General features: G+C 30.9%; 20 protein-coding genes and 1 tRNA gene. 12 read left to right on the top strand and 9 right to left on the bottom strand.

Annotated elements, in window-relative coordinates:
* The first annotated feature begins 7 nt into the window (after positions 1–7).
* From GOY08_RS01645 to GOY08_RS01635, 3 genes are all read left to right on the top strand, one after another.
* Entirely contained in the window at positions 8–1,180 is a 1,173-nt protein-coding gene (locus GOY08_RS01645; protein ID WP_158996820.1) for a hypothetical protein, read from the top strand.
* 363 nt (positions 1,181–1,543) lie between these two features.
* The gene (locus tag GOY08_RS01640) at positions 1,544–2,458 is read left to right on the top strand and encodes an Rpn family recombination-promoting nuclease/putative transposase (RefSeq protein WP_158996819.1); all 915 of its coding nucleotides are present in this window, start codon (positions 1,544–1,546) and stop codon (positions 2,456–2,458) included.
* A gap of 77 nt (positions 2,459–2,535) precedes the next feature.
* Complete coding sequence (locus GOY08_RS01635; RefSeq protein WP_158996818.1) at positions 2,536–2,862, top strand: hypothetical protein; 327 nt, start codon at positions 2,536–2,538, stop codon at positions 2,860–2,862.
* Positions 2,863–3,077: 215 nt separating this feature from the next.
* Here the strand turns inward: GOY08_RS01635 and GOY08_RS01630 are convergent, their stop codons facing one another.
* The 4 genes from GOY08_RS01630 to GOY08_RS01615 all read right to left on the bottom strand — a co-directional run bounded on the left by GOY08_RS01630 (position 3,078) and on the right by GOY08_RS01615 (position 11,393).
* Positions 3,078–5,171, bottom strand: a complete 2,094-nt coding sequence (locus GOY08_RS01630; protein WP_158996817.1) for a hypothetical protein — start codon at positions 5,169–5,171, stop codon at positions 3,078–3,080.
* A gap of 796 nt (positions 5,172–5,967) precedes the next feature.
* Positions 5,968–9,144 (bottom strand): hypothetical protein, encoded by a 3,177-nt coding sequence (locus GOY08_RS01625; RefSeq protein WP_158996816.1) that lies wholly within the window; start codon positions 9,142–9,144, stop codon positions 5,968–5,970.
* A gap of 429 nt (positions 9,145–9,573) precedes the next feature.
* Positions 9,574–10,260, bottom strand: a complete 687-nt coding sequence (locus tag GOY08_RS01620; RefSeq protein ID WP_158996815.1) for a bacterial transcriptional activator domain-containing protein — start codon at positions 10,258–10,260, stop codon at positions 9,574–9,576.
* On the bottom strand, positions 10,257–11,393 hold the full coding sequence (locus GOY08_RS01615) for a hypothetical protein (protein ID WP_158996814.1): 1,137 nt from the start codon (positions 11,391–11,393) through the stop codon (positions 10,257–10,259). The genes GOY08_RS01620 and GOY08_RS01615 overlap by 4 nt, the downstream gene beginning before the upstream one ends.
* A 93-nt stretch (positions 11,394–11,486) precedes the next feature.
* On the opposite strand from GOY08_RS01615, the gene GOY08_RS01610 reads away from it, so the two are divergent.
* The 4 genes from GOY08_RS01610 to GOY08_RS01595 all read left to right on the top strand — a co-directional run bounded on the left by GOY08_RS01610 (position 11,487) and on the right by GOY08_RS01595 (position 15,399).
* A complete protein-coding gene (locus GOY08_RS01610; protein ID WP_158996813.1) occupies positions 11,487–12,047 on the top strand; it encodes a gamma carbonic anhydrase family protein in 561 nt (186 codons plus the stop codon).
* Positions 12,048–12,061: 14 nt separating this feature from the next.
* Positions 12,062–13,228, top strand: coding sequence for an HD domain-containing protein (locus GOY08_RS01605; RefSeq protein WP_158996812.1), 1,167 nt, complete (start codon positions 12,062–12,064; stop codon positions 13,226–13,228).
* An 82-nt stretch (positions 13,229–13,310) separates the two neighbouring features.
* Positions 13,311–13,385: transfer RNA gene (locus tag GOY08_RS01600), tRNA-Cys, on the top strand.
* A 199-nt stretch (positions 13,386–13,584) separates the two neighbouring features.
* Positions 13,585–15,399 (top strand): hypothetical protein, encoded by a 1,815-nt coding sequence (locus GOY08_RS01595; protein ID WP_158996811.1) that lies wholly within the window; start codon positions 13,585–13,587, stop codon positions 15,397–15,399.
* On the opposite strand, the gene GOY08_RS01590 is transcribed toward GOY08_RS01595, so the two are convergent.
* The 5 genes from GOY08_RS01590 to GOY08_RS01570 form a co-directional block, all read right to left on the bottom strand.
* The gene (locus tag GOY08_RS01590; protein WP_158996810.1) at positions 15,370–16,083 is read right to left on the bottom strand and encodes a dienelactone hydrolase family protein; all 714 of its coding nucleotides are present in this window, start codon (positions 16,081–16,083) and stop codon (positions 15,370–15,372) included. The genes GOY08_RS01595 and GOY08_RS01590 overlap by 30 nt on opposite strands.
* A 61-nt stretch (positions 16,084–16,144) precedes the next feature.
* Positions 16,145–16,645 carry a transcription elongation factor GreB gene (greB, locus tag GOY08_RS01585; RefSeq protein ID WP_158996809.1) on the bottom strand — a complete coding sequence of 167 codons (501 nt, stop codon included), beginning with the start codon at positions 16,643–16,645 and terminating at the stop codon, positions 16,145–16,147.
* 11 nt (positions 16,646–16,656) lie between these two features.
* Positions 16,657–17,688: an MBL fold metallo-hydrolase gene (locus GOY08_RS01580; RefSeq protein WP_158996808.1), complete on the bottom strand. Its 1,032-nt coding sequence runs from the start codon at positions 17,686–17,688 to the stop codon at positions 16,657–16,659.
* A gap of 297 nt (positions 17,689–17,985) precedes the next feature.
* On the bottom strand, positions 17,986–19,173 hold the full coding sequence (gene tuf / locus GOY08_RS01575) for an elongation factor Tu (RefSeq protein WP_158998049.1): 1,188 nt from the start codon (positions 19,171–19,173) through the stop codon (positions 17,986–17,988).
* Between the two features lie 233 nt (positions 19,174–19,406).
* Entirely contained in the window at positions 19,407–19,919 is a 513-nt protein-coding gene (locus GOY08_RS01570; RefSeq protein ID WP_158996807.1) for a hypothetical protein, read from the bottom strand.
* 134 nt (positions 19,920–20,053) lie between these two features.
* Between GOY08_RS01570 and GOY08_RS01565 the strand changes: the two genes are divergently transcribed.
* Genes GOY08_RS01565 through GOY08_RS01545 form a run of 5 tightly spaced genes read left to right on the top strand, consistent with a single transcriptional unit; the run spans position 20,054 to position 24,926 of the window.
* Positions 20,054–21,070: a glutathione S-transferase N-terminal domain-containing protein gene (locus GOY08_RS01565; protein WP_158996806.1), complete on the top strand. Its 1,017-nt coding sequence runs from the start codon at positions 20,054–20,056 to the stop codon at positions 21,068–21,070.
* Between the two features lie 8 nt (positions 21,071–21,078).
* A complete protein-coding gene (gene mtnP / locus GOY08_RS01560) occupies positions 21,079–21,954 on the top strand; it encodes an S-methyl-5'-thioadenosine phosphorylase (protein WP_158996805.1) in 876 nt (291 codons plus the stop codon).
* Positions 21,955–21,981: 27 nt separating this feature from the next.
* Positions 21,982–23,064, top strand: coding sequence for an S-methyl-5-thioribose-1-phosphate isomerase (gene mtnA / locus GOY08_RS01555; protein ID WP_158996804.1), 1,083 nt, complete (start codon positions 21,982–21,984; stop codon positions 23,062–23,064).
* Positions 23,065–23,082: 18 nt separating this feature from the next.
* On the top strand, positions 23,083–24,240 hold the full coding sequence (locus GOY08_RS01550) for a RuBisCO large subunit C-terminal-like domain-containing protein (protein ID WP_158996803.1): 1,158 nt from the start codon (positions 23,083–23,085) through the stop codon (positions 24,238–24,240).
* Positions 24,237–24,926 (top strand): class II aldolase/adducin family protein, encoded by a 690-nt coding sequence (locus tag GOY08_RS01545; protein ID WP_158996802.1) that lies wholly within the window; start codon positions 24,237–24,239, stop codon positions 24,924–24,926. Before GOY08_RS01550 ends, GOY08_RS01545 begins: the two co-directional genes overlap by 4 nt.
* The last annotated feature ends 26 nt before the right edge of the window (positions 24,927–24,952 follow it).

Genomic DNA, 24,952 nt, shown 5'->3' with positions numbered 1-24,952 from the left:
ACTTATTATGAAAAAATATGGAAAAATATTAACTTATCTAAGCTCACTCGCTGTAATATCCCAAGCAACAGCGACAGACAATAATGCTACTTGTACTGAAGATATTACAAACCTAAAAAAACAAGTTACTTTGTTGCAAAATGGTTTGCATAATTTAAACGCATTTAGAGTTGTCGGGCGCGATTCCGTTTTTAATGAATTAAAAACAAAACTTGAAACTTTAACTATGAACTATGAATTACTTGAAAGAAGAGTAGACAGCTTAGCTAAAAACGATAATTTTACATTGAGTAATCCTTGTGATCAATGGTCTAGAATGCCAGGGGTCACTAAGCTTGAATTCACAAATACTGATTATTTTGTAGGCACAACTAGCTACCATTCTATTCCAATAGATACTACAACCAATTATAATGCTTATGCTGTTTGTTTTTATGATGATGTAAAGTATAAAGGTGGGAATAAATCAAAAATATTTATCAATAACAAGCGTTCCTATGATGTAATACCAAATAGTAATTATGAAAATTTTTCATGTGCAGGTGGTGCTGGAACAGAAATTTCTAGTGGCAGCTATTTATCAATCGTTAAACAAAATGTTACGTTTGATAGTAAGTATTTAGAACGTACAACTGATATTAGAAGTTGTTATCATATGTATTCTGGACTTCGTGGTCCAGCTTGTAAAAAAGATCAAGTCACAACAGAAAAAAACAATGAAAAATTGAAAATAAATCCAAATGCAATTTCTTATTATAAAAATTTAAATAATTATTCTAATTACATTTTTTTAAATGATCCATATAGATATTTTAAAAGTTCTTCTATTTCTAAACAAGGAAGCTCTAACGGCGAAAAATTTAATATAAAATCAGTTAAGAGGTTAGGAAATTTTACCGTTGAACAAGTTGCAATAAATAATTTTAGTTACTTTGATCAACATAGTAGTTATGATGAATTTTCTGATGTAGACTTTCAAGTTGAATTACCAAAAAAATGTTTAGAAAAATTCAAAGCAAATAGTTATAGTATAATTAATCGTTCATCAGAAAATATTTCATTAGATTATTCCCAAATAGGATATTTAGAAACAGGTTCGTCAAATAATATTGATCTAAAAATTTATGTAGATAAATATTCATCTAAATTAAATGTGTATTTAGTACCTTTAAAATATTAATATTATTAGTGGTTAAAAAATTTAATTTGTCTGCTTGTATTTATTATATTTAATTGATATTAAATATTATGCAATATTAAGTAAAAATAGTGAAATTTTCTTAAAAATGTAAATTTAATGAAATAATATACTTAAAAGAAAATTTTAATCACTGATCCTGCCCCATTTGAAGTTGTCACTTTTAAAAATGCAATAATATAAACATTTAAAATCTAAAATTTTTAACTAAATAAAATAATTTACATTCCAAAATAAATCTTTTTTGGCCAGTTTTTTATCAACATTGTTCAGTTTCTGGTCATTACCACACATTCCATTTTTTTTAATTTATGCTCCTTTTCCTTTTACTTGAAAGGAGTCCTAATGGAATTCGAATTGCTTGATATTAAAAATGATTATGTCTTTAAACGCATTTTTGGGGAGAAAGAAGATGTTTTAATCCACTTTTTAAATAGTGTGTTAAATTATCCAGAAGATGAAAAAATTATTTCCTTAACTTACCTAAATACTGAAATAAATAAAGATCAAGAAGACGATAAGGAAACTAGGCTAGATGTATTAGCAAAACTTAATAATGAAAGTTTTGTGAATATTGAAATTCAAGTGCAAAATACCTATGAGTATGAAAAACGTTGTTTATACTACTGGGCCAAACTTTATGAACAACAATTAACTAGTGGAAAAAAATATAAAACTTTAAAGCCAGCTATCTGTATTCATATTTTAAACTTTAATTTTTTTAAAGATAAAGATTATTTTATGACAAAAATTAAACCGTTAGATACCGAAACAAGAAAAGTTTTTTCCCAAGATTTCCAACTTTACTTTTTAGAAGTTCCCAAAATCCCAGATAAGTATTATAATGAACTCGATAAATGGATGCACTTTTTTAAAGGTGCTTCAAAGGAGACCATCATGGCTATGCAAACACCTGAAATTGAAAAAGCTTTTTCTACTCTTGAATATATCAGCCAAGATCCCATTGCTAGAGCTAAATACGAAGCTAGAAGGAAATATGAACTGGACTACAACACCGATATGGATGGAGCTAGGGAAGAGGGAGTAAAGATTGGTTTTACAAAAGGTTTTCAAAATGGGAAAAATGAGGGAGAGCAACTAGGTTTTACTAAAGGAAAAACTGAAGGAGTTCAGATTGGTGAGTACAAAAGAAATAAAGAAATTGTTTTAAACCTTTTAGCAAATGATTTTTCAATTGAAATGATCAGTAAAATAACAGATCTACCCATTTCTGAAATAGAGAAACTAAAGAATAGTTAGTTTCTCTAAATTACTTGCTTTAAAATATTAGAATATAAAGTTATAACTTTTTTAAAGGTGCTTCAAAGGAGACCGTCATGGCTATGCAAACACCTGAAATTGAAAAAGCATTTAGTACACTTGAATATATCAGCCAAGATCCCATTGCTAGGGCTAAGTACGAAGCCAGAAGAAAATATGAGCTAGATTACAACACCGATATGGATGGAGCTAGGGAAGAGGGTTTTACTAAAGGTTTTCAAAATGGAAAAAATGAGGGAGAGCAATTAGGTTTTGTTAAAGGAATTAATAATCGAAATAAAGAAATTGTTTTAAACCTTTTAGCAAATGATTTTTCAATTGAAATGATTAGTAAAATAATAGATCTACCCATTTCTGAAATAGAGAAACTAAAGAATACATAGTTTCTCTACATTATTTACTTTAAAATATTAGAATATAAAGTTATAATTTTTTTAAAGGTATTTCAAAATTCAAACTTTGATTAAAATGTTTCCTAGATAATATCCATTTCTTTATTTAAACTAAAATATATTTTTAATACACGATAATTAAAAAATCCCTAGATAAAAATCTAGGGATTACTTTATAAAATATTTGCTAAAGTTGTAGAAAATACTTATTTAGAAATAATAAAAGAAATTTTAGTTCTAATATCCTTATCTTTACTTTCGTCTTTACTACTTACTACAATATCTTTATTAGCAATTTTTTCAGGTAAAGTGATGTGTCCAATAATAGAATCACCTTTATAGCTGCTGCCAAATGCATTTTCTGCGACAGTAAATTGAATTTTACCATTATTTACTGTCACTAAAACTTTATTTTCCAAATTTTTAGAAAGACCTTGTGATAATGCTGTTTGCACTTCAGAATCAGTGATAGATTCACTTGTTAATTGATATTTTGCATCGTAAATTGCAAATCTATAACTATTTGAACTAGCTTTATCAGATGCTTTTAATCTAATTTCTTCAACGATATTAGAATTGTTATCAACTAATGCAGCTTTATCTATCGTTTTCAACTCACCAATTTTAAAACCAAATTTAGATTGAATAGATGGATCAAATTTTGAACGAATTGTTACAAAGTGAACATTTTCTTGTCCTGATGCTTTACGCGGTGTTGCTTCTTTACTTGCACAAACTTTGTATTCATTATTATCTGATTTAACATCTAAACTATTATCAACACTAACAATTTCAAGAGCATCTTTAAAATTATTTAGTGGTTTAGAAATATCAGCTAATTTAAAGTTAAAAGACATCAAGTAAGCACAATTTGTATTTCCGTCAATAGGTAAAACTTGTTGTCCACTAACTAATTTAGGACCTGTTTTATTATATCTAAAATCTGGAGATTCAATTTCTACAGTTGGTTTATTACCAACATAGAACTTCAGTTCGCCTATTGGGTTATTATTATTTGAGCTTTCGCTTAACTCTAAAGCAACTTTTTTAGGTTCAAATTCAGTAGTAATACCAGTAAGATTAATTTGTAATAAGTTATTAAATGCTAGCGCGCCTTCTGTATTGTCAGATAAACTGAAACCATTTATGCTGCTCTGTGAAGAAGTAAATTCAGTATTTAATATTGATCCTAGGTTTAATTTTCTGTTTTTGTCATAATTAGCAGTAACATTAATTTTTTCGCCATCAAAAAACTCAAATTGAACATTTGTTGATGCAGTGAATAAGTTAGCAGGAAGTACATCTAGTTTATCTGAAGAATAAAGAACATTGCCATTAATCTTGCCGTCAAGTAAAGATACTGCTTTTACTTTTCTTTTTTGAGTCAATTCAATAGTTTTATTAAGTTTTTCATTTAATACTAATTTTAATTTTACATTTTCTGACAATTTAGCAGGAATTGCTACTTTAAAAACAGTTACTTTTGCTTTATCATCTATTCTAGATTCTATTTTAACTTCTTTATTATCAATAAAAGCTTTAATTATCTTAACATCACTTAGGTATTCAGCTTTTTCAGATTTTAATTGATTAGAATTTGCAAATGCAATTACAAATTCATCCGAAAACTCACCTTTAGAAGCTGCAAAAGAAATTTCTTGCTTTAATTTTTGAGTTGGATTATTTGGATCAGACAGTTTATTCATTTCATTTAATTCGCTTACTAATACACCTGGATATTTACTATCTGCAACTTTACTAGAATCATATTTTGTAACATTAAATGCAATTATTTCAGCTTTTTGATCAACCTCTACACTAGCTTGCTGTGAATAACTATGATTTAAAACAGAAACAACTGCTTTATCTCCTGCTTTAGCAGCTATTTTTCTTGTTGGATTATAAGAAGCTATTGCCAATAAATTATTATCTTCATTTTCTTTTACAGCACAAATTTGATTTAAATGTTCATTCAAAGTGAATTTATTTTGTGATTCTTTGTCTAAAGCAATTGAAACATTAGAGCTTGAATGTTGAGCGTGATTAGTAATGTCAGTAACATTACCTTTGTCATCAACTGATGTAATTGCATAGGAAGTACAACCACCTAACGGAATTTTACCATTAAAGACTACTTTAAGGTTATTGATAGGACGTGGTTGTTGCTTATTTTCAGAGGCAGCATTTGGCTTAGCAGATTCATTATTTTTATTATCATTAGTTTTACTTTTGCAAGAAACTAAAGCAAAAGATACAAGACCTAAACCAATTGCAGTAAGTTTTACTGATTTTTTATACATACTTTTCTCCAGAATAAAAAAAAAAGAACGTTAACGAAAACATCATTGCAAGTTCACGAATTGGTAATCTATGCAATTCGGCAAACTATAGATCATATTTTTTCAAATTGTCAAAAAATACAAAATTCAAAACATAACTTAAAACTTCATTATATTTTTAAAAATTTAATAAAATTAATTAGTTAATTTTTTTTATGGGAATGAAAAAACATAAAATTGGTTAGCTAAAAGATTTTTTTTCTATATTTTTAAATTTTACTAAAGTACATAAATTATAATTAAATAGAAAATTTATTTTATTTGTAATCTTATAAGTATTAATATTTTAATTTTTTATTAATAATATCTAAATTTTAAATTACTAAAATACACAGGTATTTTTGAACTAGTTCAGTAAAATTTGTACTTTTTACTTTTTTCTTAAATTTTATGATTTAAATTTCCATTATAATAATGGATAAACTATATAATTAATTTAAATATAAATAATTATAAATATTTTTAACTATTTTATATTAAATTTTGTTATAGTTTTAAATGAATTTAATTATTGAATTTATAAAAAATATAAAATTGTATGGAAATTTTTAAAACAGTAAGCACTTGCTATAAATTTAATCATTTTTTATTTTTTTTTAAACATTAACATTTAAATTGTTAAAATTACTAATTTTTATAAAATTTTAATATATAAATTTAAAAACAGAGGCAAGAAAATAAAAAATACTCTTTATAAATGTATAAAATACAATCCAACCCAATTAGGAGTGTTGGGTTGGAAGCTATTGCTTAAATATTAATTATTTTGTCCAAGAGTTTGGATAGTATCATAGTTATGATAGTGCTCACTTACACCTTGATCTACGCTAAATGCTTCTAATTTACTGCCTACTAAATCAATTTTAGTTTGATTTGGAACTGAATTAAAGTAGCTTTCATATTTGATAATATGATTGAAGGTTGCAGCATCATTTGTTAAATCAAAATTTAAAGCCGCAGAGCTTGCAACAGCAACATCTACTGAAGCTTTTTGATTTAAGTTAGAAGAAGCCATATCAGCTCTATTTAACATTAACTTTCTAAATGTATCAGTCTGTTGAGTAGATGCTGAGTTGTTATCAACTAAGAAGTAATAAGAAGCTGTATTCCCCTCATCAGCATGTGTATATGTAAACTTGCCCTGAATTTTAGCATAATTTAATTGAGCTTTTTCAAATTTACCACTACTCCATTTATAGAATGGCAAAATACTTACTTCACTGTTGTTAGCAAATGTATGTTTATTTTGGCCATTTTCAAAGAGCATAGTTAAAATTGGCATTCTAACATCAATTACATTTAAAGCGACTTCGTTAGACTTTAAGTCCTGGAATTCAGCAACTAATTTTTTAGCACCTAACGCTTCTGTCTCAGAAGGGCAGTAAATATTATTTTGTCTAAGGGTTGTAGATGTTTTTCCATTAATATTAACTATCTTTGGATCAATTCTATTTGTATCAGTCTTTAGATTAGTATGCTCAGAAAGAACAAAATTATTTACTAGTAAAGTTTCATGCTTTCCATCAACAAGCTCTTTTTCTAATTTACCTTTTACTTCTTTATGTCTAAAAACTTTAAATTCAGACACTAATTTAACACAACCATATTTGTAGCGTTCATTAGCATTTTTTGAATCAGCTCCAACAAACAAATCAGGCGTCCAACTATCATTAGTGTTTTTTGTTAGTTTTGGTAATGTATAATCTTTTTCATCAATACTATAAAAATATGGTTTAGTTTCAAGAACCAATTTGAATGGAGAAATTACAAAGTGACGTATAATTTGACCGTTAGCATTTGCACCTTTAATAGTTTTATCAATAGCAACTATGTTGTTATTACCATCAAATTTTACAGTACAGCTTTCATTGTATGCTTTATTTAAACTATCACGTTGCGCTTCAAAGTTAGCTTTATATTCGTTATAGTTAGCTCCATACAAAGCTTTGTCAGCCTCAAAATTTTCAGGTTTATTTAAATTATCTAAAGTTGGTGCTGTGAGAGCTTTTATTCTAATGAACTCAGCAGAATTTATAGCTGTTTTTGAAGTTAAATAAGCAGTGTAATCAGCACTATTACCTATTTTTGATTTTTCTTGATTATATTCGTTATTTTCTCGAGTATATTGATCGAAAGCAGCTTGGTTAGAGCCATCTGCAGCAAGAGTAACAACAGCTGGTGCTGTAAGAGCTTTAATTCTATTAAACTCAACATCAGTAATAGCATTTTTTGAAGTTAAATAAGCAGTGTAATCAGCACTATTTCCTATTTTTGCTTTATCTTTTTCAAAACCATTTTTTGCTTCATTATATTGAGTAAGTGCTAGCTGATAATTGGTAATTTTGTCTTTATTCTTATTATAGTCTTGTTCAGTTAAAAAAGGAGCTAAAGATTTTGTACCGCAAGTATAGTTCAATCTTTTATTTGCTGGAAGATTTTCAATTTCTTCTTTAGTCAATTGATTTTCATTCAAGTTTCTAGTGTACTCAGGTTGTATAATCAAATGATATTTATTTGTTGTTTCTTGATACGCAGGAGCATTTTGGGTATTGATCCAGAATGCACGTTCACTTTTATCTAACTTAGACAATTTAGCTAACGCCTCTGCGTCTAGATCTTCATAATTTGAAATAGAAGTACCATTATATACAGCATTTACAACACTATTTAAAGTTGATGAAATTTTCACTGAACTATCAATATTAGCTTCTAAATTTTTCTTTATATCAAATTTTAATTTAAGATATTTGCGCTCACTTGCAGGTAGATCAGCAATATTCACAAATTCTTTGCTATTTGAATATCTTAACTCTACATGAAAGGATTGTTTACCAAACACGTTAGTGTTTAATTGTGTTACTCTATATTCAACCGGAATTGCTTTTTCAATTTTAATGTAAACAGGAATACGAAGAGTAGTTGTTCCATCAATCAATTTTAGTCTGATTTCATGTTCAATAAAAGTTAATAAACTTGGATCTTTAATATAGTCATGTGGAATTTTTGAAGAATCAATTCTCCAAGTGTGATTTTTTTGATCCGCTACTAGAGCTTCAGGAATTTCTTTTCCAGAATGTTTATCATACAATGCTATGGATTCAACTGAATTTTTATCTATAGTTGTAGCACTATTAAAACTAACACCAGTACGTTGTTCATGTGTTGTATAATCTCTAGTTGCTTTTTTACCAAAAATTCTAAATGCACCAGATTGAGTGCCGGCCGGAATTGGAATATAGTGCTTGTTGCCTTCAATTCCTACAATATTGATTTCAGGATCAATAATTTTAATTTCAGCTTCTGTAGTTTTGTCAAAAACTCCTTCAACAACCAATTTAATTTTATCACCAACTATAGCTGCTTTAAATGTATTAATATCTCTAAAGTCTGCATTATCTGCATTATCTTTATTGTTATTATGAACAGAATGAAGTTTGTTTAGTTCTTCTTTTTTAAGTACACAAATTGTACTGCCTTTGATAATTGCAATTTTTTGTGACTCGCCATCTAATTTATAATGTATTTTTTTATTTATTGAGTTTCCATCTTCGTCATAAAAAGCAGCCGCATTATTTAAAACAATTTCTTTACTATTCAAGTCTTTAACAACTACTTCAAAGGGAACACAGCTGTTTGAAGGAAGACCTGGGCCTAAAATTCTTATTTCAGGTTGTGTATTACGACCAACTTTATACTTAGCTTGGTATACATTTCCGTCTTTATCCTTAACTGTTCCATCAAAACCAATAATAAAATGTGGAACTTCTTTACCATCTGGAGTTGTTATTTTTGTATCATTATTTGTGCTTGGAATAATAGTGCCGTTCTTCCCATCAACACCATTACCACCATCTTTACCTTTACATCCCGTTAATGCAATGCTTGCCATACCCAAGCCAAGTGCAGTGAGTTTTAAAGTTTTTTGAACTGTCATGTATTTTTCTCCTAAAAAAAACAAAATACTTAAAGCAAAAGATATAAATTGCTGTAATTGCAAAGTAACGGATGCGTATATTTGCAATTTTGTATGTATAAGCGAAATGAAATTAATTTGTCAAAAAAAATGCATATAAATTATAATTAATTTTACATATTTTATCATAATTTTTAATTTTAATATCTAAAAAAATAATAGTTTATTAATTTGGTTTCCATTTCAGTCTGTTATCTTAATAATTTTAATATTTTATTTTTAACTTAAATTTAATTTTTTAATAAGATAAAAATTTTTTAAAAATGTATTTTAAATTAATAAAATTAATATTTTAAATATACAAATATTAATTATGAATTATTTTTATGCAATTTTTTAAAATATTGAATTACAAAATTTATAGATAATAATTAGTTTTAAAATATTTTTTTAGATAAAAGGGGTTAAGTAGTTTGCAACTTGTTGATTTTGATTTGCTCCTGGGGAGTTATTAATTCCATTTGTAATATTATTTACGGCTTGACTGACTTGATTATTATTGCTTCCCGAAACAGAATTTATATTGCCAATTGTATTGAATAAAAGAGTTATTTGCGCATTTGTTAAAGTACCGCCAGCACGAAGTATATTAATCAAATCAAGAATTTGCAAAAGTAAATATAAGTCTAAAAACATTTGCTGTTGAAAAGACATTTCACTAGTTAAACTAGTTTGTGGAATTGTTTTCATAGTGTTAATAGCAAGCACCATTTGAGCAAATACAGTTGGAGTTGGTGTTGGTAATACGGAAGAAGCTAAACTAATAGAATTACTATTTGAATTGTTTCCACTTGTTGATTGTACGGCTGATTTAATTAAAATATCAACTAAAATAACTCCACCAATTGCTGCGTAACAAGCTGCTAACATAGAAACAGCAGTATAATTTAACGGATCACCAGCTAAAATTGTTTGTAATTTTGTTTGTGCTGCTGTGTAGTCGCCATTTTGCATGTCGTATTCTGCTTGTTCCTGTAAACTTTTTTGTGTGGAATATCGGGCTAAAATATTGCCTGAACAACCAACTAAATTTACAGAAAAACAAAATATTGTAACAAAAATAATTTTTTGTTTCATAGTTCAAAACCTAAAGAAACAAAGTACACTTTTTGTCCAACTAACCCAGATTGATTAGCTATATCTCTTGTGTAAACCCCTGCTTCTAAACGAAATAAAAATAAATTTAAAACGAATCCGTAACTTGGCCAACCCTGCAAATACCCAACGCCCACTCCGAATATTCTGGTAATCAAAGCTTTGCAGCCCATATATATTTTTTTAGGCAAATCTTCACCATAAACATTAGTAATGTCGCGATAATCAACTGCACAATGAAGAGCATTGGTAAAGTCATGCACGGCAAAACCCAAACCTGCGTTATATGTTTGCAACCAAGGTGGAAGGCCACTATTAAATGTTGTATTTCCTACATCGGCGACAACACCTGCCAACCGAATGTCAAAGTTTTTTGTACGTTGTTGAAGAGTAAAACCTATATCTGTTGCTAAAGCATTTCCTGTTAATAAAGCGTTACTTAATTTTGTAGAAGCAGTAGATGGATTTAAGACATCGTTCACAGAAAGAGTTGTGTTTACTTCTGCATTGTAAATATATTTTGGCCCTATCCCAATTGCGAGGTGATCACCAAATGCAGTGCTCATGGTTGTTGCAACACCAGCAAAACCATTATCTTGAACCACTAATTGCGGTACACCAACTGTCCCAAACCGCTTTCCGTTGGTAAATAATTTATTTGCAGCAAAACCAGCTATTCCAAATTCAGAAGTTATCACCCCTGCTGCGTTACTTAAACCGATATAATTTGGATACTTAAATAAATCGCTTGCTGCATTGTTAATTAAGCTTGATGTTGAACCTGCACTACTTGTTGATTTTAGCAGATCTGCGCCAGTTTTAATTGTTCCCTCAGCAACGCTAAAAGTACTGCGCAAAAAAATCCAACGAAAATGCCCTTCCCCAAATGCAGGTAAACTTGGATTGGAAAACATCACCCCTTCTTGAGTTGCACGGGTTAGCGAAGCTCCGCCGCTAGCCAGATCAAACGGATTTTGATAGATTGGCTCAGATTTTTTTAAACTTGAATTATTTTGACCTATTGCTTTTAAAGGAACAAATAGATAAAAAACAAAAATAATTCCTATGGATATTTGGAAAAAAAAATGCTGTCTTGCAAGTTGTAACGGTTTCATTGTTTTTTCTATTTTCCAATAAACTAAGAATAAAAATGTCACCCAAAAAAGATCGGTTAAAACTTTTAAAACGAAATAAACAAAGGGTTTTTTATGACGCAAACCAAAGGAAAACAAAAAAATAGAAGTCCATTGGCAAGTATTACTGCATATCAAGGCATTCTTCCGAAAATTGCGGATTCAGTTTTTCTAGCTTGTGGTGCAAGGATTTCTGGTGCTGTTACGTTAGAAAACAATTGTAGCGTTTGGTTTAATGCGGTTGTCCGTGGAGATGTGCATACTATTTTTGTTGGAGAAAATACAAATATCCAAGATGGAGCTATCATTCATTGTACCTTTCAAAAATATCCTACTTCTATAGCCAAAAATGTAAGTATAGGTCATTTGGCTACAATCCATGGTTGTACAATTGAAGAAGGATGCCTTATTGGAATGGGTGCTATTGTAATGGATGGTGCGGTTATTGGAGCGCAATCGATAGTTGGTGCGGGCGCCATTGTCACGCAAGGAGTAAAAATTCCTCCCAGAAGTTTGGTTTTAGGTTCTCCTGCAAAAGTTGTTCGTAAAGTAACAGACGAAGAGTTTGAAAAAATATTTGCAACCACCATGCGTTACTTAGATTATGCAAAAGGCTACGATTACTCTCTATCCTAACAAGGTTTTTATTTATGGATAAATTATTACCAAGCAAATTAGGAAAATTAAAAATTATCTGCTCGTTACCTTTATTTTCCGACTCTATTTGCATAAAGAAACAATCCGCAGCAGAACACGGTTACACTCAAATTATTTTAAGTATGATCCTAGCTCCCCATTTAAACTTAACAATACAAGAACAATGTGAATTTATTGAGCTGTCAATTTTTGCAGAACTTCCAAAAACTTTACTTGGTGATCCTAGTTATCATTTGCGAAAAAATCATCCCAAGGTAAAAGAAATATATAATCAAATCCGTGGAAAAATTTGGCAAGAGACAGAGCAGTCACTGGGCATAGAAACAACTCGCAATAGTGAATTATTTGGCTTGCATGAACTTGTCGATGCTTTTGCTTCAAAACTATATATAGAAAAAGAGTGTTTACTTGGCAATCAATACTTTGCAGCAGAAAGACATAAAACTCATTATGATGAAAAACGCAAACAAGTTTTTGCAGGCCAGTCCTTAGCTAAAAAGCATCCTTGTCAGGAAACCATGAACGCACCTGCAAGAAGACTTGAATGGAAAAAAGCGGTGGACTTATTGGATGAGTTATTTTATGAGGCCAATAAAGGATTACAAGAAGATGGTATATCTGGTTTTTCGGGAACTTTTTTAGGAATGGTCGAAAAGCTAAAAGAGCACTATCGTTATAAAGGGTGGAGTTATCATTTTCAGGAAAGTGTTGGAGAGCATACTTTTCAAGTGGTTTTTTTGTGCAGGCTTCTAGCTGCAAAATTAAACATCCCAGAAGCTCAAAGAATTCAATTGTACCATGCAGCGGCTTTGCATGACCTCGCAGAAGCTTATTCAAGTGACCTCATTTACCCAATAAAAATTAGAGAAAAAGAAGTGGATAAGCTGCATAGAGAAATTGAAGAAGATATTCTACAGACCATTTGTAAACGCTTTCAATTAGCTTGGCCAACTGATAGGCATTTGCTGGCTATAGTGGATATTTGTGACAGATTTTCTTCCCAAATTTACTTTGATAGGGAAACTCGCAGTGGAAATACCCACTTCAACGTCCCCAATTCTTCTATGGAATTTGTCCGAGACCTCTATGGCAATGAATTTCCAACCTTATTTCATGAGCTTGATAACTTATGGCTCGAATATGTAAGCAGTTTATCTTAAAGCCTGAAGTAAAATCTCTCTAAAAATTTTAGCATCCCTACTTGCAAAGCCTTTACAGAAGGGATATACGTCTTGCACTCAAGGTGCTGTGGCGGAGCGGCTACGCAAACGATTGCAAATCGTTTATACATCGGTTCAAATCCGATCGGCACCTCCATGTCTATTAAAAATTCCCCAATGTAAAAAATTAAAATAACTCATAAAAAACAAAAAATTATTTTTTTTAAAATTCTTCCTATTGCGTATTTCTTTTTTAAAAAATTTCTATATAAAAAAATGATTTATATTTTTTGCTTAATTACAAAAAATATAAAAATTTTAGAAGAAATAAATAACAATATGGAGGTTGTATATTTATGGTCTTTTTTCAAAGCATGCCTAGAATCAATAAAAATTTAATTAAGAAACATATTCTTACCCTTGAATCGATTAAAAATTCGAAAGGCATTGTTGATGAATTAGTAAAAAACTCTTCTTTTGCACTAGTGTGTTTGTTTTTAAAATTTGTACGTGAAGATTATTTTACTTATGGAGAACTTTCTAGTTTTAAAATATTTTTTGAAGAAAAACGCTTAGATTACATCAATTTTTTAATTAAATGCCAAGAAACAAAGCATAATATTCAGCAATGCCTTCTTCATCAAGAAGACAATTTCATAAAATACAATTCTATTATCGGACATTTATTTGCTGATTTTAAAATAGATCATTCTCTTGAACATGATCATGAAAAAAATAAATTTACAACAATAATTGACCAAGATATTCTTTGTCTCAATCAAGAAAATAAATATAGTAAATTTTACTTTTTTCAAGAAAATAGTAGCGAAAATTTTTATGCTGTTTTTCTTTATAATCAATATCAAAAAATAAATATTATTTTATACAATCCGCGGATTGGTTTAAAGAAATTTATAGGTAATGAACTTGATTTATTTAAAGAAACATTTGATAAACTTCTGAAAAAAGGAAAAAATAATTACACATCTTACAGTATCAAAATTTATAAAGAAGTATTAAAAGAACAAACTGTACCTTCTATAGATTCTCAAACATTTTATAAAATTTTAGAAAACTCGGCTGCTAAATTTACTCAATTTATTGCAGATAAAAATTATATTAATATTGCAAATCATATTAAAGAAGAATTAACTATTTGTGATTCTATAAAGAAGATAAATCATTTAAATACAAAAGACCTTTCAATATTTAATTTTTTTATAAATAAAAAATGTGAGCTTATTCATAAGATTAAAAATAATTTAGATATTATTTATGAAAAAAGTTTTTGGATCATTTTTTTAATCCATTTTTATTCATTAACCCCAGAATTAAAAGAAGAAAAATTATGCAATTTAGACCCATTTTTAGGAAAAGAGAATATCTATGATTTTTTAGTTAATTTTTACAATAAAAAATGTTCAATATCGCATTATCAAAGTAAAAAAATAATTTGTCTAATAATTATTCATACCTATAAAAAAATAATGTTATCTCCAAATAGAATTCCTTATTTTTCTAATTTAGTAAGTATACAGTTAAGTGAAAAACAAATTGAAGAGGAAAAAAGGCGTACAATTAATATACCAAAAAATATTGAAAAAACATTGACAGATTGGCATAAAATTAATGTTATTTTTAATGAACGGCATGTTTCAAAACGTTTTAATGGTACTTTTCAAGCCATGATAGGTTTTGAAAATATTGGAAAAGTTCATATTCCTGTGGGTGCAAAAAAAGTTCCTACAATTCAGCAGTTTGAAAATCACTTTTTAACCTCTACAAATTGTAATGATATAAATTTTATAAAATACGCTAGTGAAATACTTAACCTAAATATATTTGAATACTTTAATCACTTTTTTGATTTCCCAACGGAATCTCTCCAATATTGCTATAACTCAACAAATAGTAATATTTTTCTCCAAAAGTCTTGTCCAAACTTATATGATATTGCTTTGGTGTATTATCTTGACGAAATAAGAACGAGTAATGGACAGAAAAAACTGTATAACCCAATTTTCTTTACTGTCACGTTTGCTATAGAACTAAAAAATATTGAATGTCGAGTTTTAAATTTTCAGGCTGGTTTTTTAAATACTATGATTTTTTCAGAAGAAAGTGAAAAATTTCAAGAATTATTAAGAAGAAAACTGCTCGAAAATAAATGATTTAATATACATATCAGAACGTTTATCGGCTAAAAAATTATAAGCAGTTGCTTCTGTACCAGCGGCATCGGCATTAGTAAACGCATGTGTACTTAGTCCATGTGCTATAAAAGTATAATCAGCATTACAGGCATTCATTTCGTGTTGAAAAGCAACGATATCTTCTTGCGGCACCATAGGATCTCTTGCTCCATGGAGAACAAGAAGTTTTGGCATTTTTTTCTGGGGTTGAACTCTATGTTTAGTAGATAATAACCCATGCACAGATATAGCACCATGTAAATCATCGACCATGCGTGCAAGTTTTAAAGAGCACACACCTCCAAAACAATAACCAATACTAAATAATTTATTTAGATGGATATTTGAATTGCGCTTTAATAACTCAAAAGGAGCAAGCAAACGACTCATAAAAATATCTTCATGGTCAACTACAGCATGCATAAGTTTACCCGACTCTTCAAAAGTGTTACCAATTTGCTGTTCACCATACATATCTGCAACCAATACCACCATTCCCATTTGCGAAAGTTTTTCGGCTACTTTTTTTTGTCTTGGGTTTAATCCCCAAAAATCGGTATACATAACAACACCAGGTAGTTTTAACCCTTGTGCTTTAGGTTCAACTAAATAACCTCGACATGTGACATCTTGCACTCGATATTCAATATCTTGTGTTTTCACCCTACCCTCCCTGGTTCAAAAAACTAAAACAAACTAAAAATCTATTACATCTAATAAAAACCTATACATACTGAAAATCAATTATTTCAAATTCACGCACACCTGCTGGAGCTTCCACTACAACGATTTCACCTCTTGTTTTATTTAATAACTCTTGTCCTAAAGGGGATTTCCAACTTATTTTTTTTAAATTTAAGTCAGCCTCATCTTCCCCAACAATTTGGTAAGTAAACAATTTACCTTCCGCGTTTTCTAATTTTACAGTAGCACCAAATAAAACTTTTTCACCCGTTTGTTCTTTTGGATCAACAACTCTTGCTGCAGATATACGTTTATCTAAGAAACGTAACCGTCTATCAATTTCACGCAAACGTTTTTTACCATATTGGTATTCTGCATTTTCAGAACGATCCCCTAATTTTGCAGCAGCAGATACCTCTTGCACTACTATGGGACGTTCTTTTTTTGCTAGAAGATGAAATTCATCGGTGAGTTTTTTATATCCAGCAGGTGTTATTAAATTAACAGATTTTGTAGAAACTTGTTCAGTATTTTTCTTCATTATAAAAACTTTTATTTCCGAAAATTAGAGACTCCATAAGGAGCATATTCCACAGGAACCCAAGCGAATCCTTTTCCTTCTTTACGAATATGACCTATCCCAGGAAAAGGCAAATGCGCTCCACTTAACCATATTTTATTTTTAGCTGCGTTTGTAAATAATCCAACTCTTTGAGCAATAGCTTTTTTCCCATCGTTATCAAAAACAACACCTATTTTTGGATTGGGAAATTGGGTAGAATAACTATGAATGATATCTCCAATCACAATTAATGAATCATTCCCAGAAGAAATTTGATAGCTTGTATGTCCCGGAGTGTGACCATAAGTTGGCACAGCAGTAAATCCTTTTACCAATGTATCTTTAGGACCAAATGGTTTAAATTTATTATTCTCCCGATAAACTTTGACTGCATCGACAGCCATTTTAATAAAAGACTTAAATTCTTCTGGAGCCGTTTGATACATTTTTTCATTTAACCAAAAATCAGCTTCTGCCTGTGAAGGACTGACAGTGGCATTTGGAAAATTCATCTTCCCATCTGAACTCGTCAAGCCACAAACATGATCACCATGCATATGCGTGATATAAATAGTTTCTATTTGGTCAGGGCTGTAACCTGCTGCTTTAATGCTATCTATTAAATTTCCGCCACCTGGTCCAAAACACTTCGCAGCTCCTGCATCGACTAAAACTAAATTGCTACCTGTATTTACTAAATAAGCACTAATTGGAGTGATTACTTCTGTACCTGTAATAAATACTTTTTCTAACAATTTTCTCAGCTCAGGTGCTGTTACTCCTTTAAAAATTTGTGTGTGTTCTAGTTTTAGATTTCCATCATATAAAGCAGTTACTTCAAAATCACCAATTGCAAGACGAAAGTAGCCTGGTACTTGAGTTTTTATTTGTGCAGGAGCTGCAAAACAATTTTGCCAAAATGATCCAGGAATAGAAAAGAAGGGAGGAAAAAAAAGAAAACAAAGAGCAAAATAACGCACTGAGTGAAGTAGTTTTTTCAATTTCCATAAATTTACTTGCATAAGTTGCCACCTCGATAGAATTATTGAATTTCTTTGGGCTTTTTAACATAAAAAAAGGATTGAATCTAATTTTTTAAATAAAAGTTGAAATATAAAAATAATTCGAAATTTTAAGCAAAAAAAAACTCTCTAGAAAAACTAGAGAGTTTTTTGCATTTAAACTGCTAAGAGTAAAAATTACTCAATGCATTTACCAACTGCACCAGAACCAACTGTACGTCCACCTTCACGTAAGCAAAAAAAAACTCTCTAGAAAAACTAGAGAGTTTTTTGCATTTAAACTGCTAAGAGTAAAAATTACTCAATGCATTTACCAACTGCACCAGAACCAACTGTACGTCCACCTTCACGGATAGCGAAGCGTAGACCTGGTTCCATTGCTACTGGAGTAATGAGTTCAACAGTGATTTCAACGTTATCACCAGGAACAACCATTTCCACGTTTGCTGGCAAGTCAACAACACCAGTCACGTCAGTAGTACGGAAGTAGAATTGAGGACGGTAACCTTTGAAGAAAGGTTTATGGCGTCCACCTTCGTCCTTATTAAGAACGTAGATTTGCGCAGTAAACTTTTTGAAAGGTTTGATAGAACCTGGCTTAGAAAGAACTTGTCCGCGCTCAACGTCTTCACGTTTTGTACCACGAAGAAGAACACCAACGTTGTCACCAGCTTGGCCTTGGTCAAGAACCTTACGGAACATTTCAACACCAGTACAAATAGTCTTAGATGTTGGTTTGATTCCAACGATTTCAAGCTCTTCACCAACACGGCAAATACCTTGTTCAATACGACCAGTACAAACTGTACCACGACCAGAAATTGAGAACACGTCTTCAATTGGCATAAGGAATGGTTTGTCAATTGGACGTGGTGGCTCTTGAATAAAGGAGTCAACAGCAGCCATAAGATCTAGAATGCATTTTGCATTATTAGCATCGCCTGGATTTTGAAGCGCGCCTAAAGCAGAACCGCGAATTACAGGAGTGTCGTCACCTGGGAAATTGTACTTAGTTAAAAGTTCACGAATTTCCATTTCAACAAGATCAGTTAATTCAGGGTCAGCAATGTCGCATTTATTTAAGAATACAACGATGTATGGAACGTTCACCTGACGAGCAAGCAAAATGTGCTCACGAGTTTGTGGCATTGGACCATCTGTCGCAGCACAAACAAGGATAGCACCGTCCATTTGCGCAGCACCAGTAATCATGTTTTTTACATAGTCCGCGTGACCAGGACAGTCCACGTGTGCATAGTGACGGTTTGCAGTTTCATACTCAATGTGGGAAGCGTTAATGGTAATACCACGAGCTTTTTCTTCTGGCGCTTTGTCGATTTCATCAAATTTAGTAGCAGTTTTACCTTGACTTGTAGCGAGAACAGCAGAAATAGCAGCTGTAAGAGTGGTCTTACCGTGGTCAACGTGACCAATGGTACCGATGTTCATATGAGGCTTGGAACGCTCAAATTTTTCCTTTGCCACGGTATAATCCTCCAGTGTAGGCAACAAAAATAAAAACAAACAAAAAAAAATCATGTGTAGGATAAGCACAGAAAGAACAACTTGTAAAGTGGTTCTTGCTCCTGTGAAGGGCATAGATACAAACATTCCAAAAAAAATGCAATCATCTTTTAAGGTCAAAGAATTAAAATTTTCTGAAGAAGTTAGCTACAATTTAAGACAAGTTCTAAAGGTGAGGCAATCCAATGTTTTTATTAATCTAGCATGTTGTTTTCCATTCCAATAAGCTCTTCCAAAATTGTCTCATTGTCTTCTGCCCTTGTTTTCAACAACCTCTCTCTAAACTGATTGTAGCGCAACTCTCCATCCGCATCCTCAAATGAGAAGTCCGCTAAGTCTGAATATCTTTGTTGATTGTGAAAATCACTAAATTCTATTTTTGGAACAGATATAACTGGCAATGTGGAAGGAAAGGTAAATTCCAAAGGTATAATTTTTATAGCTCTAAGTGCTGCTATTATACACACACCTATCACTACAAAACATAATGTATTGGTCTGCAAAGAACGAATCTCTAAAAAAAATGGGACAAGTATAAATAAAAAGCATGCAGAAATACCTTGCAAAGCTATATAAGTAAGAACATAGAGATAGTCATCTTCCCAGTTTTTTAAATTTATTGGTAATAATAAGAAGATAGCCTGGACAATCACGGCAATAAAAACTCCAACATACATTATAATGTAATCAATTGTTTTTATGAGCATAGCATTGTCCTAATAAATGATTTATGTACATATCGGTTTTAACCTTGTGATGTTGGGAGGATTTTTTTTCCGATCCTTGTTCCAGAAAAATGTCATATTAATTTCATTACTTGTTCATAATTACGGAGATTGAAATGAATATTTATACTATTCCGTTTTGTCCCTTTTGCTTTCGTGTTAAATTAACAACGCAAATTAAAAATATTTCTCCAAGCGAAGTAAGTTTCCATGAAATTGAGTTAAAAAACCCACCAGAAAAATTTCACAAGCTGAATCCTAATAAAACAGTGCCCACCGTAGAAATATCTTCTGAACAAGGGCTGGCAGAAAGTCTTGTGATTATGGAATATTTAGATGAAACCTTTGCATCTAAATATCCCATATTTGGGGAAAATTCCACTGAAAAAGCATTGAATAAATATTTGATTGAAAGAGTAAATAACGAAGTTACAGGATACTTAATGGCATGTTTTTTTTCATGTCAAAGTAAAGTTAAATTTACCAAAGCATTAGATAAACTTCATTTAGCTTATGAAAATTTAGAAAAATTATTACCCAAAAATTTAGTGTTCTTTGGTGGAAATCAATTAAATGCAGTTGATATTAGCTTTGCACCTTTTTATTGTTACTTTTTTATTGCCCAAAAAATAAGAAATGAAATATTTTTACCAAAAAAAGATACAAAATCATTCAAATATTTTAATGCCTTAATAAATGATCCCCATATTAAAAAATTAATTTTAGACAACGAGCTTTTTAACAAACATATTGAAGAGTGTGTTTCTGCCAAAGAAGAAATTCAAAAAATTAAAAATTCTTCTAGAGCATTAATATCAGACTTACATACTGCAGTAGAACAATTAAATCATAAACTAAAAACAACTTATCATAAAAATATAACATGGTATTTAGAATCCAATACAAGTGGACCATATATTATTACACATTTTAAATTTTCTAATTATCATCAAGCATTAAATGCAATTGAATACTTATGTGACTTGCAAGAAACTTCAGATCACCATACAAATTTTAGACTTGATAATTTTAGTGAATTAGCTGTAGAGATCTGTACGCATCAACCCAAATGGGGTGTTACTGAAATGGATCTTGCATTTGCAGAAGTTCTTTCAACCCATATTTCTAATTAGGAGTTTTCATGTCTGAAACAAAAAACACATTTTTGGCATTTATTGGAGGAAGCGGTTTATACGACTTACCTGGAATAGAAAATGTCCAAGAAAAAGAAATTGAGACTCCTTTTGGCAAACCATCCGATAATATAATTACAGGTGAAATAGATGGACGCCCTATCGCTTTTTTACCTAGACATGGTAGAGGGCATCGTTTTCTTCCAAGTGAAGTAAATTACCGTGCTAATATTTATGCCTTAAAAAAACTTGGAGTGACGCATATTATTAGTGTTAGTGCTGTGGGAGGGCTTCAAGAAATAACAGCTCCTGGTACTGCTGTGATTCCAACTCAAATACTCGATCAAACAACAGGACTTCGCCAACGCACATTTTTTGGTAATGGTGTTGTTGGGCATGTTAGTTTTGCTGATCCTTATTGCCCTGAATTGCAAAAATATATTCATGCAGCATGTTTAGCTGAAAAAGTTCCTACCCATTTTGGTGGATCATTAGTTTGCATAGAAGGTCCTCGTTTTAGTACACGTGCGGAAAGTCATTACTTTCGTTCCAAAGAAGCAGTTATAATTGGCATGACTGCAATGCCAGAAGCAATATTAGCACGCGAAGCTGAAATTCCATATGCTACTTTAGCTTTTGTAACTGACTACGATTGCTGGAAGGAAGAAGAAGAACCAGTTACCGTTGAAGCTGTTATTGCAATGCTCAATAAAAATGTACAAGCCTCTAAAAAAATTGCTTTGGAAATTCATAAATCTTTACCAAAACAAACAGAAAATCCAATTTTTTCTGCTGCAAAAAATTCAATCATGACAAACATTAAATTAATTCCAGAAGAAACCAAGAAAAAACTAGAGCTACTCTATGGGAAATATTGGAAATAAAAATTGCTTCATGCAGAAAGGTAACAAATGGGAAATTCATTAGAGGCAATTAAATATGCAAATGGTAAATTGGAAATATTAAATCAGTTACTTTTGCCAGAGCAATTTATTTATGAAGATTGTAGCGATAGTGTTAAAGGTTGGAACGCTATACAGCAAATGAAAGTGCGTGGAGCTCCTGCTATTGCTATTACAGCTGCGCTGTGTTTAGCATGTGAAGTTAATCACATAAAACAACAAATGTCTCTACAAAGTTTGAAACAATTTATTTTTGATAAATTAGATTACTTGTGCACAAGTCGTCCTACTGCTGTTAATTTATTTAAAATGGCTGAACAAATGAAGTTTTTAATAAATAAACAAACAGATATGAAATATTCTGAACTTGCAAATTCAGAACAACTTGCGCAATTTTTTATTGATCAAGCAATTGGACTACTTGCCAAAGATATTGCTGATAATAAGGCAATTGGAAACTTTGGAGCTGATTGTTTTTCTCATTTAAATTCTGTTAAAATATTAACTCATTGCAATACAGGTTCTTTAGCCACAGCAGGATACGGAACAGCCCTTGGCGTCATCAGAAGCTTATTTGCCCAAAATAAACTTGCACATGCTTATGCAACAGAAACCAGACCCTATAATCAAGGTGCTCGCCTAACAGCCTTTGAATTAGTATATGAAAAAATTCCTGCTACTTTAATTACTGATTCCATGGCTGCTTTTTTAATGATTGAAAAAGGGGTCGATGCTATAATTGTTGGTGCAGATAGAGTGGTGGCAAATGGTGATACTGCAAACAAAATTGGAACATATCAACTAGCAATTGCCGCTCATTATCATAATATACCATTTTATGTAGCTGCGCCAAGTACATCTATTGATTGTACTAAATTAACAGGAAAAGAAATATTAATCGAACAACGACCTGCGCATGAATTAACTCATCTGCATGGAAAACAAATATCAGCCCCTGGAATTTCAGTTTGGAATCCTTCTTTTGATATTACTCCTGCTAAATTAATTACAGGAATTATTACTGAATTTGGAGTGATACATAAAACAGATCAAGAATTTAAAATCTCGAATTTCTTGAATGCAAAAATTTAAATTTAAAAAGGTAACAAAATGGACTTAAACGTGCAAAACAAAGAACTCCTTTCTCCATTGGGGGATGAGCCACATGCATTTGCTAAATTTGTCATCAATGCAAAACAATATCCAGCTTCTATTATAGAAGAAATTGCAATTGGCCAAACTCTTGGAGCCTGGGAAGAACAATTTGTTAAAAGAAGTGTACTCATTGAAAAAGTTGCCAAAATTGTTACTTATGAGAGAACTGAAAACTCTCATATAGTAACTTTAGCTTTTCCGCATAATATTTGGCACGGAAAATTGTCTTGGCTTTTAACAATTTTGTATGGAAAAATGAGCTTTTATGAAAATATTCAATTGAATTCTGTTTGGTTTTCTAGCGATTGTTTTTCCAAAAATATTTTACAAGGCCCAAAATGGAATGCTAACGCATTAAAAGAAAAAGTTGGAGCAAATTTATTGCATCCATTATTAATGGGAATTTTAAAACCCAATGTCGCAATGGCTGATGAACAAATTTGTTCCTTTTATCAAGAAGCTGCCCAAGCAGGACTGCATATTTTAAAGGATGATGAAATTAGACATGATGAATCTTTTTCAAATACTTTAAAAAGAGTTGAACAAGTTTCTAATGTAGCAGAAAAAAATGGGTTAAAAACCTTGTATGCAGTCCATTTTCAATTTTGTGCATTCAGTTTCAAAGAACAAATCGTGCAATTACATAATGCTGGTGCCCAAGCGCTCCTCATAAATACTTGGACAAGTGGTATTGATTTTCTTCAACAACTCAGAACGTTAACGCATCTTCCAATTTTATCGCATCCTGCTTTAGTTGGAGCATTTGGAATACGTGAATCGTCAAGTACAATTCATCCACGTGTTACTTTAGCTCAATTAATTCGTGCAGCAGGTGCAGATCTAAGTCTATTTCCAAGCCCTTATGGTAAGTTAGGACTAGAAAAATCATTAGCTTTGGATATTGCACATTCTTGTCAATTAAAAAACGAAAATTGGGAAATCAATTCGACAATTCCTGTGCCTAGCGCCGGAATAAAACCTGAGCATGCAAAGGAAGCTAAAAAAGATTTTGGGAAAGATTTTGTTTTAAATGCAGGTACAGGTATATTTGCTAATCACAAGGGAATAACATCCACGATTAAGCTATTTAGAGAAGAGTTAGATAAGCAATGAGACAATATAGGAAAATAATAAAAGATGCTTCTTTTTACCCTTTATCGTTGTTTGAGCACATCGAACTAAATAAAATGTGTGAAGTAGCAAAACGTTTAGATCTTCGCCATGCTATTCCCGCAACAAGCAGTAACTTTAGTATCCGCACAAAACATGTGGAACAATTTTTGATTACCAAATCAGGAATTCATAAAAGAAATTTAAATCCATCACAATTTATTAGAACTCATTTAACAGGCAGTGCTATTCATCCTTTAGCACCAAAACCAAGCGATGAGACATTATTACATGCTTTAATATACAAAAATTTAGAGTATGTTAATGCTGTCATTCATTGTCATGCAATAGAATTTGAACATATTCAATTACAAAAAAACTGCGTCAGTAGTGATGAAAATAATAATTGTGAAAACTTTGGTTTCTATATTTTTCCAGGACATGAATTATTAAAAGCATTAGGTTACAAAGATCATAACACTGCATATTATTTGCCCGTGATAAAAAACAATCAAGATATGGAAAAAATTTCCCAACTTATTGCTGAACAATTTTTTAATCAGCAGAAAAAAATTCCTATCTGTGCATTTTTGCTTGAAAATCATGGAATATATTGTTTTGGCAATTCTGTGCGACAAACCGAATTACGTTTAGAAGCCCTTTTACATTTATCTGCCTACCTAAAGTAGATTATTGGAAAACCGAAAACTGCATA

The sequence above is a fragment of the Pigmentibacter ruber genome (assembly GCF_009792895.1).
GTDB classification, from domain to species: Bacteria; Bdellovibrionota_B; Oligoflexia; order Silvanigrellales; family Silvanigrellaceae; genus Silvanigrella; species Silvanigrella rubra.
This window is presented reverse-complemented; position numbering and strand designations above follow the sequence as displayed.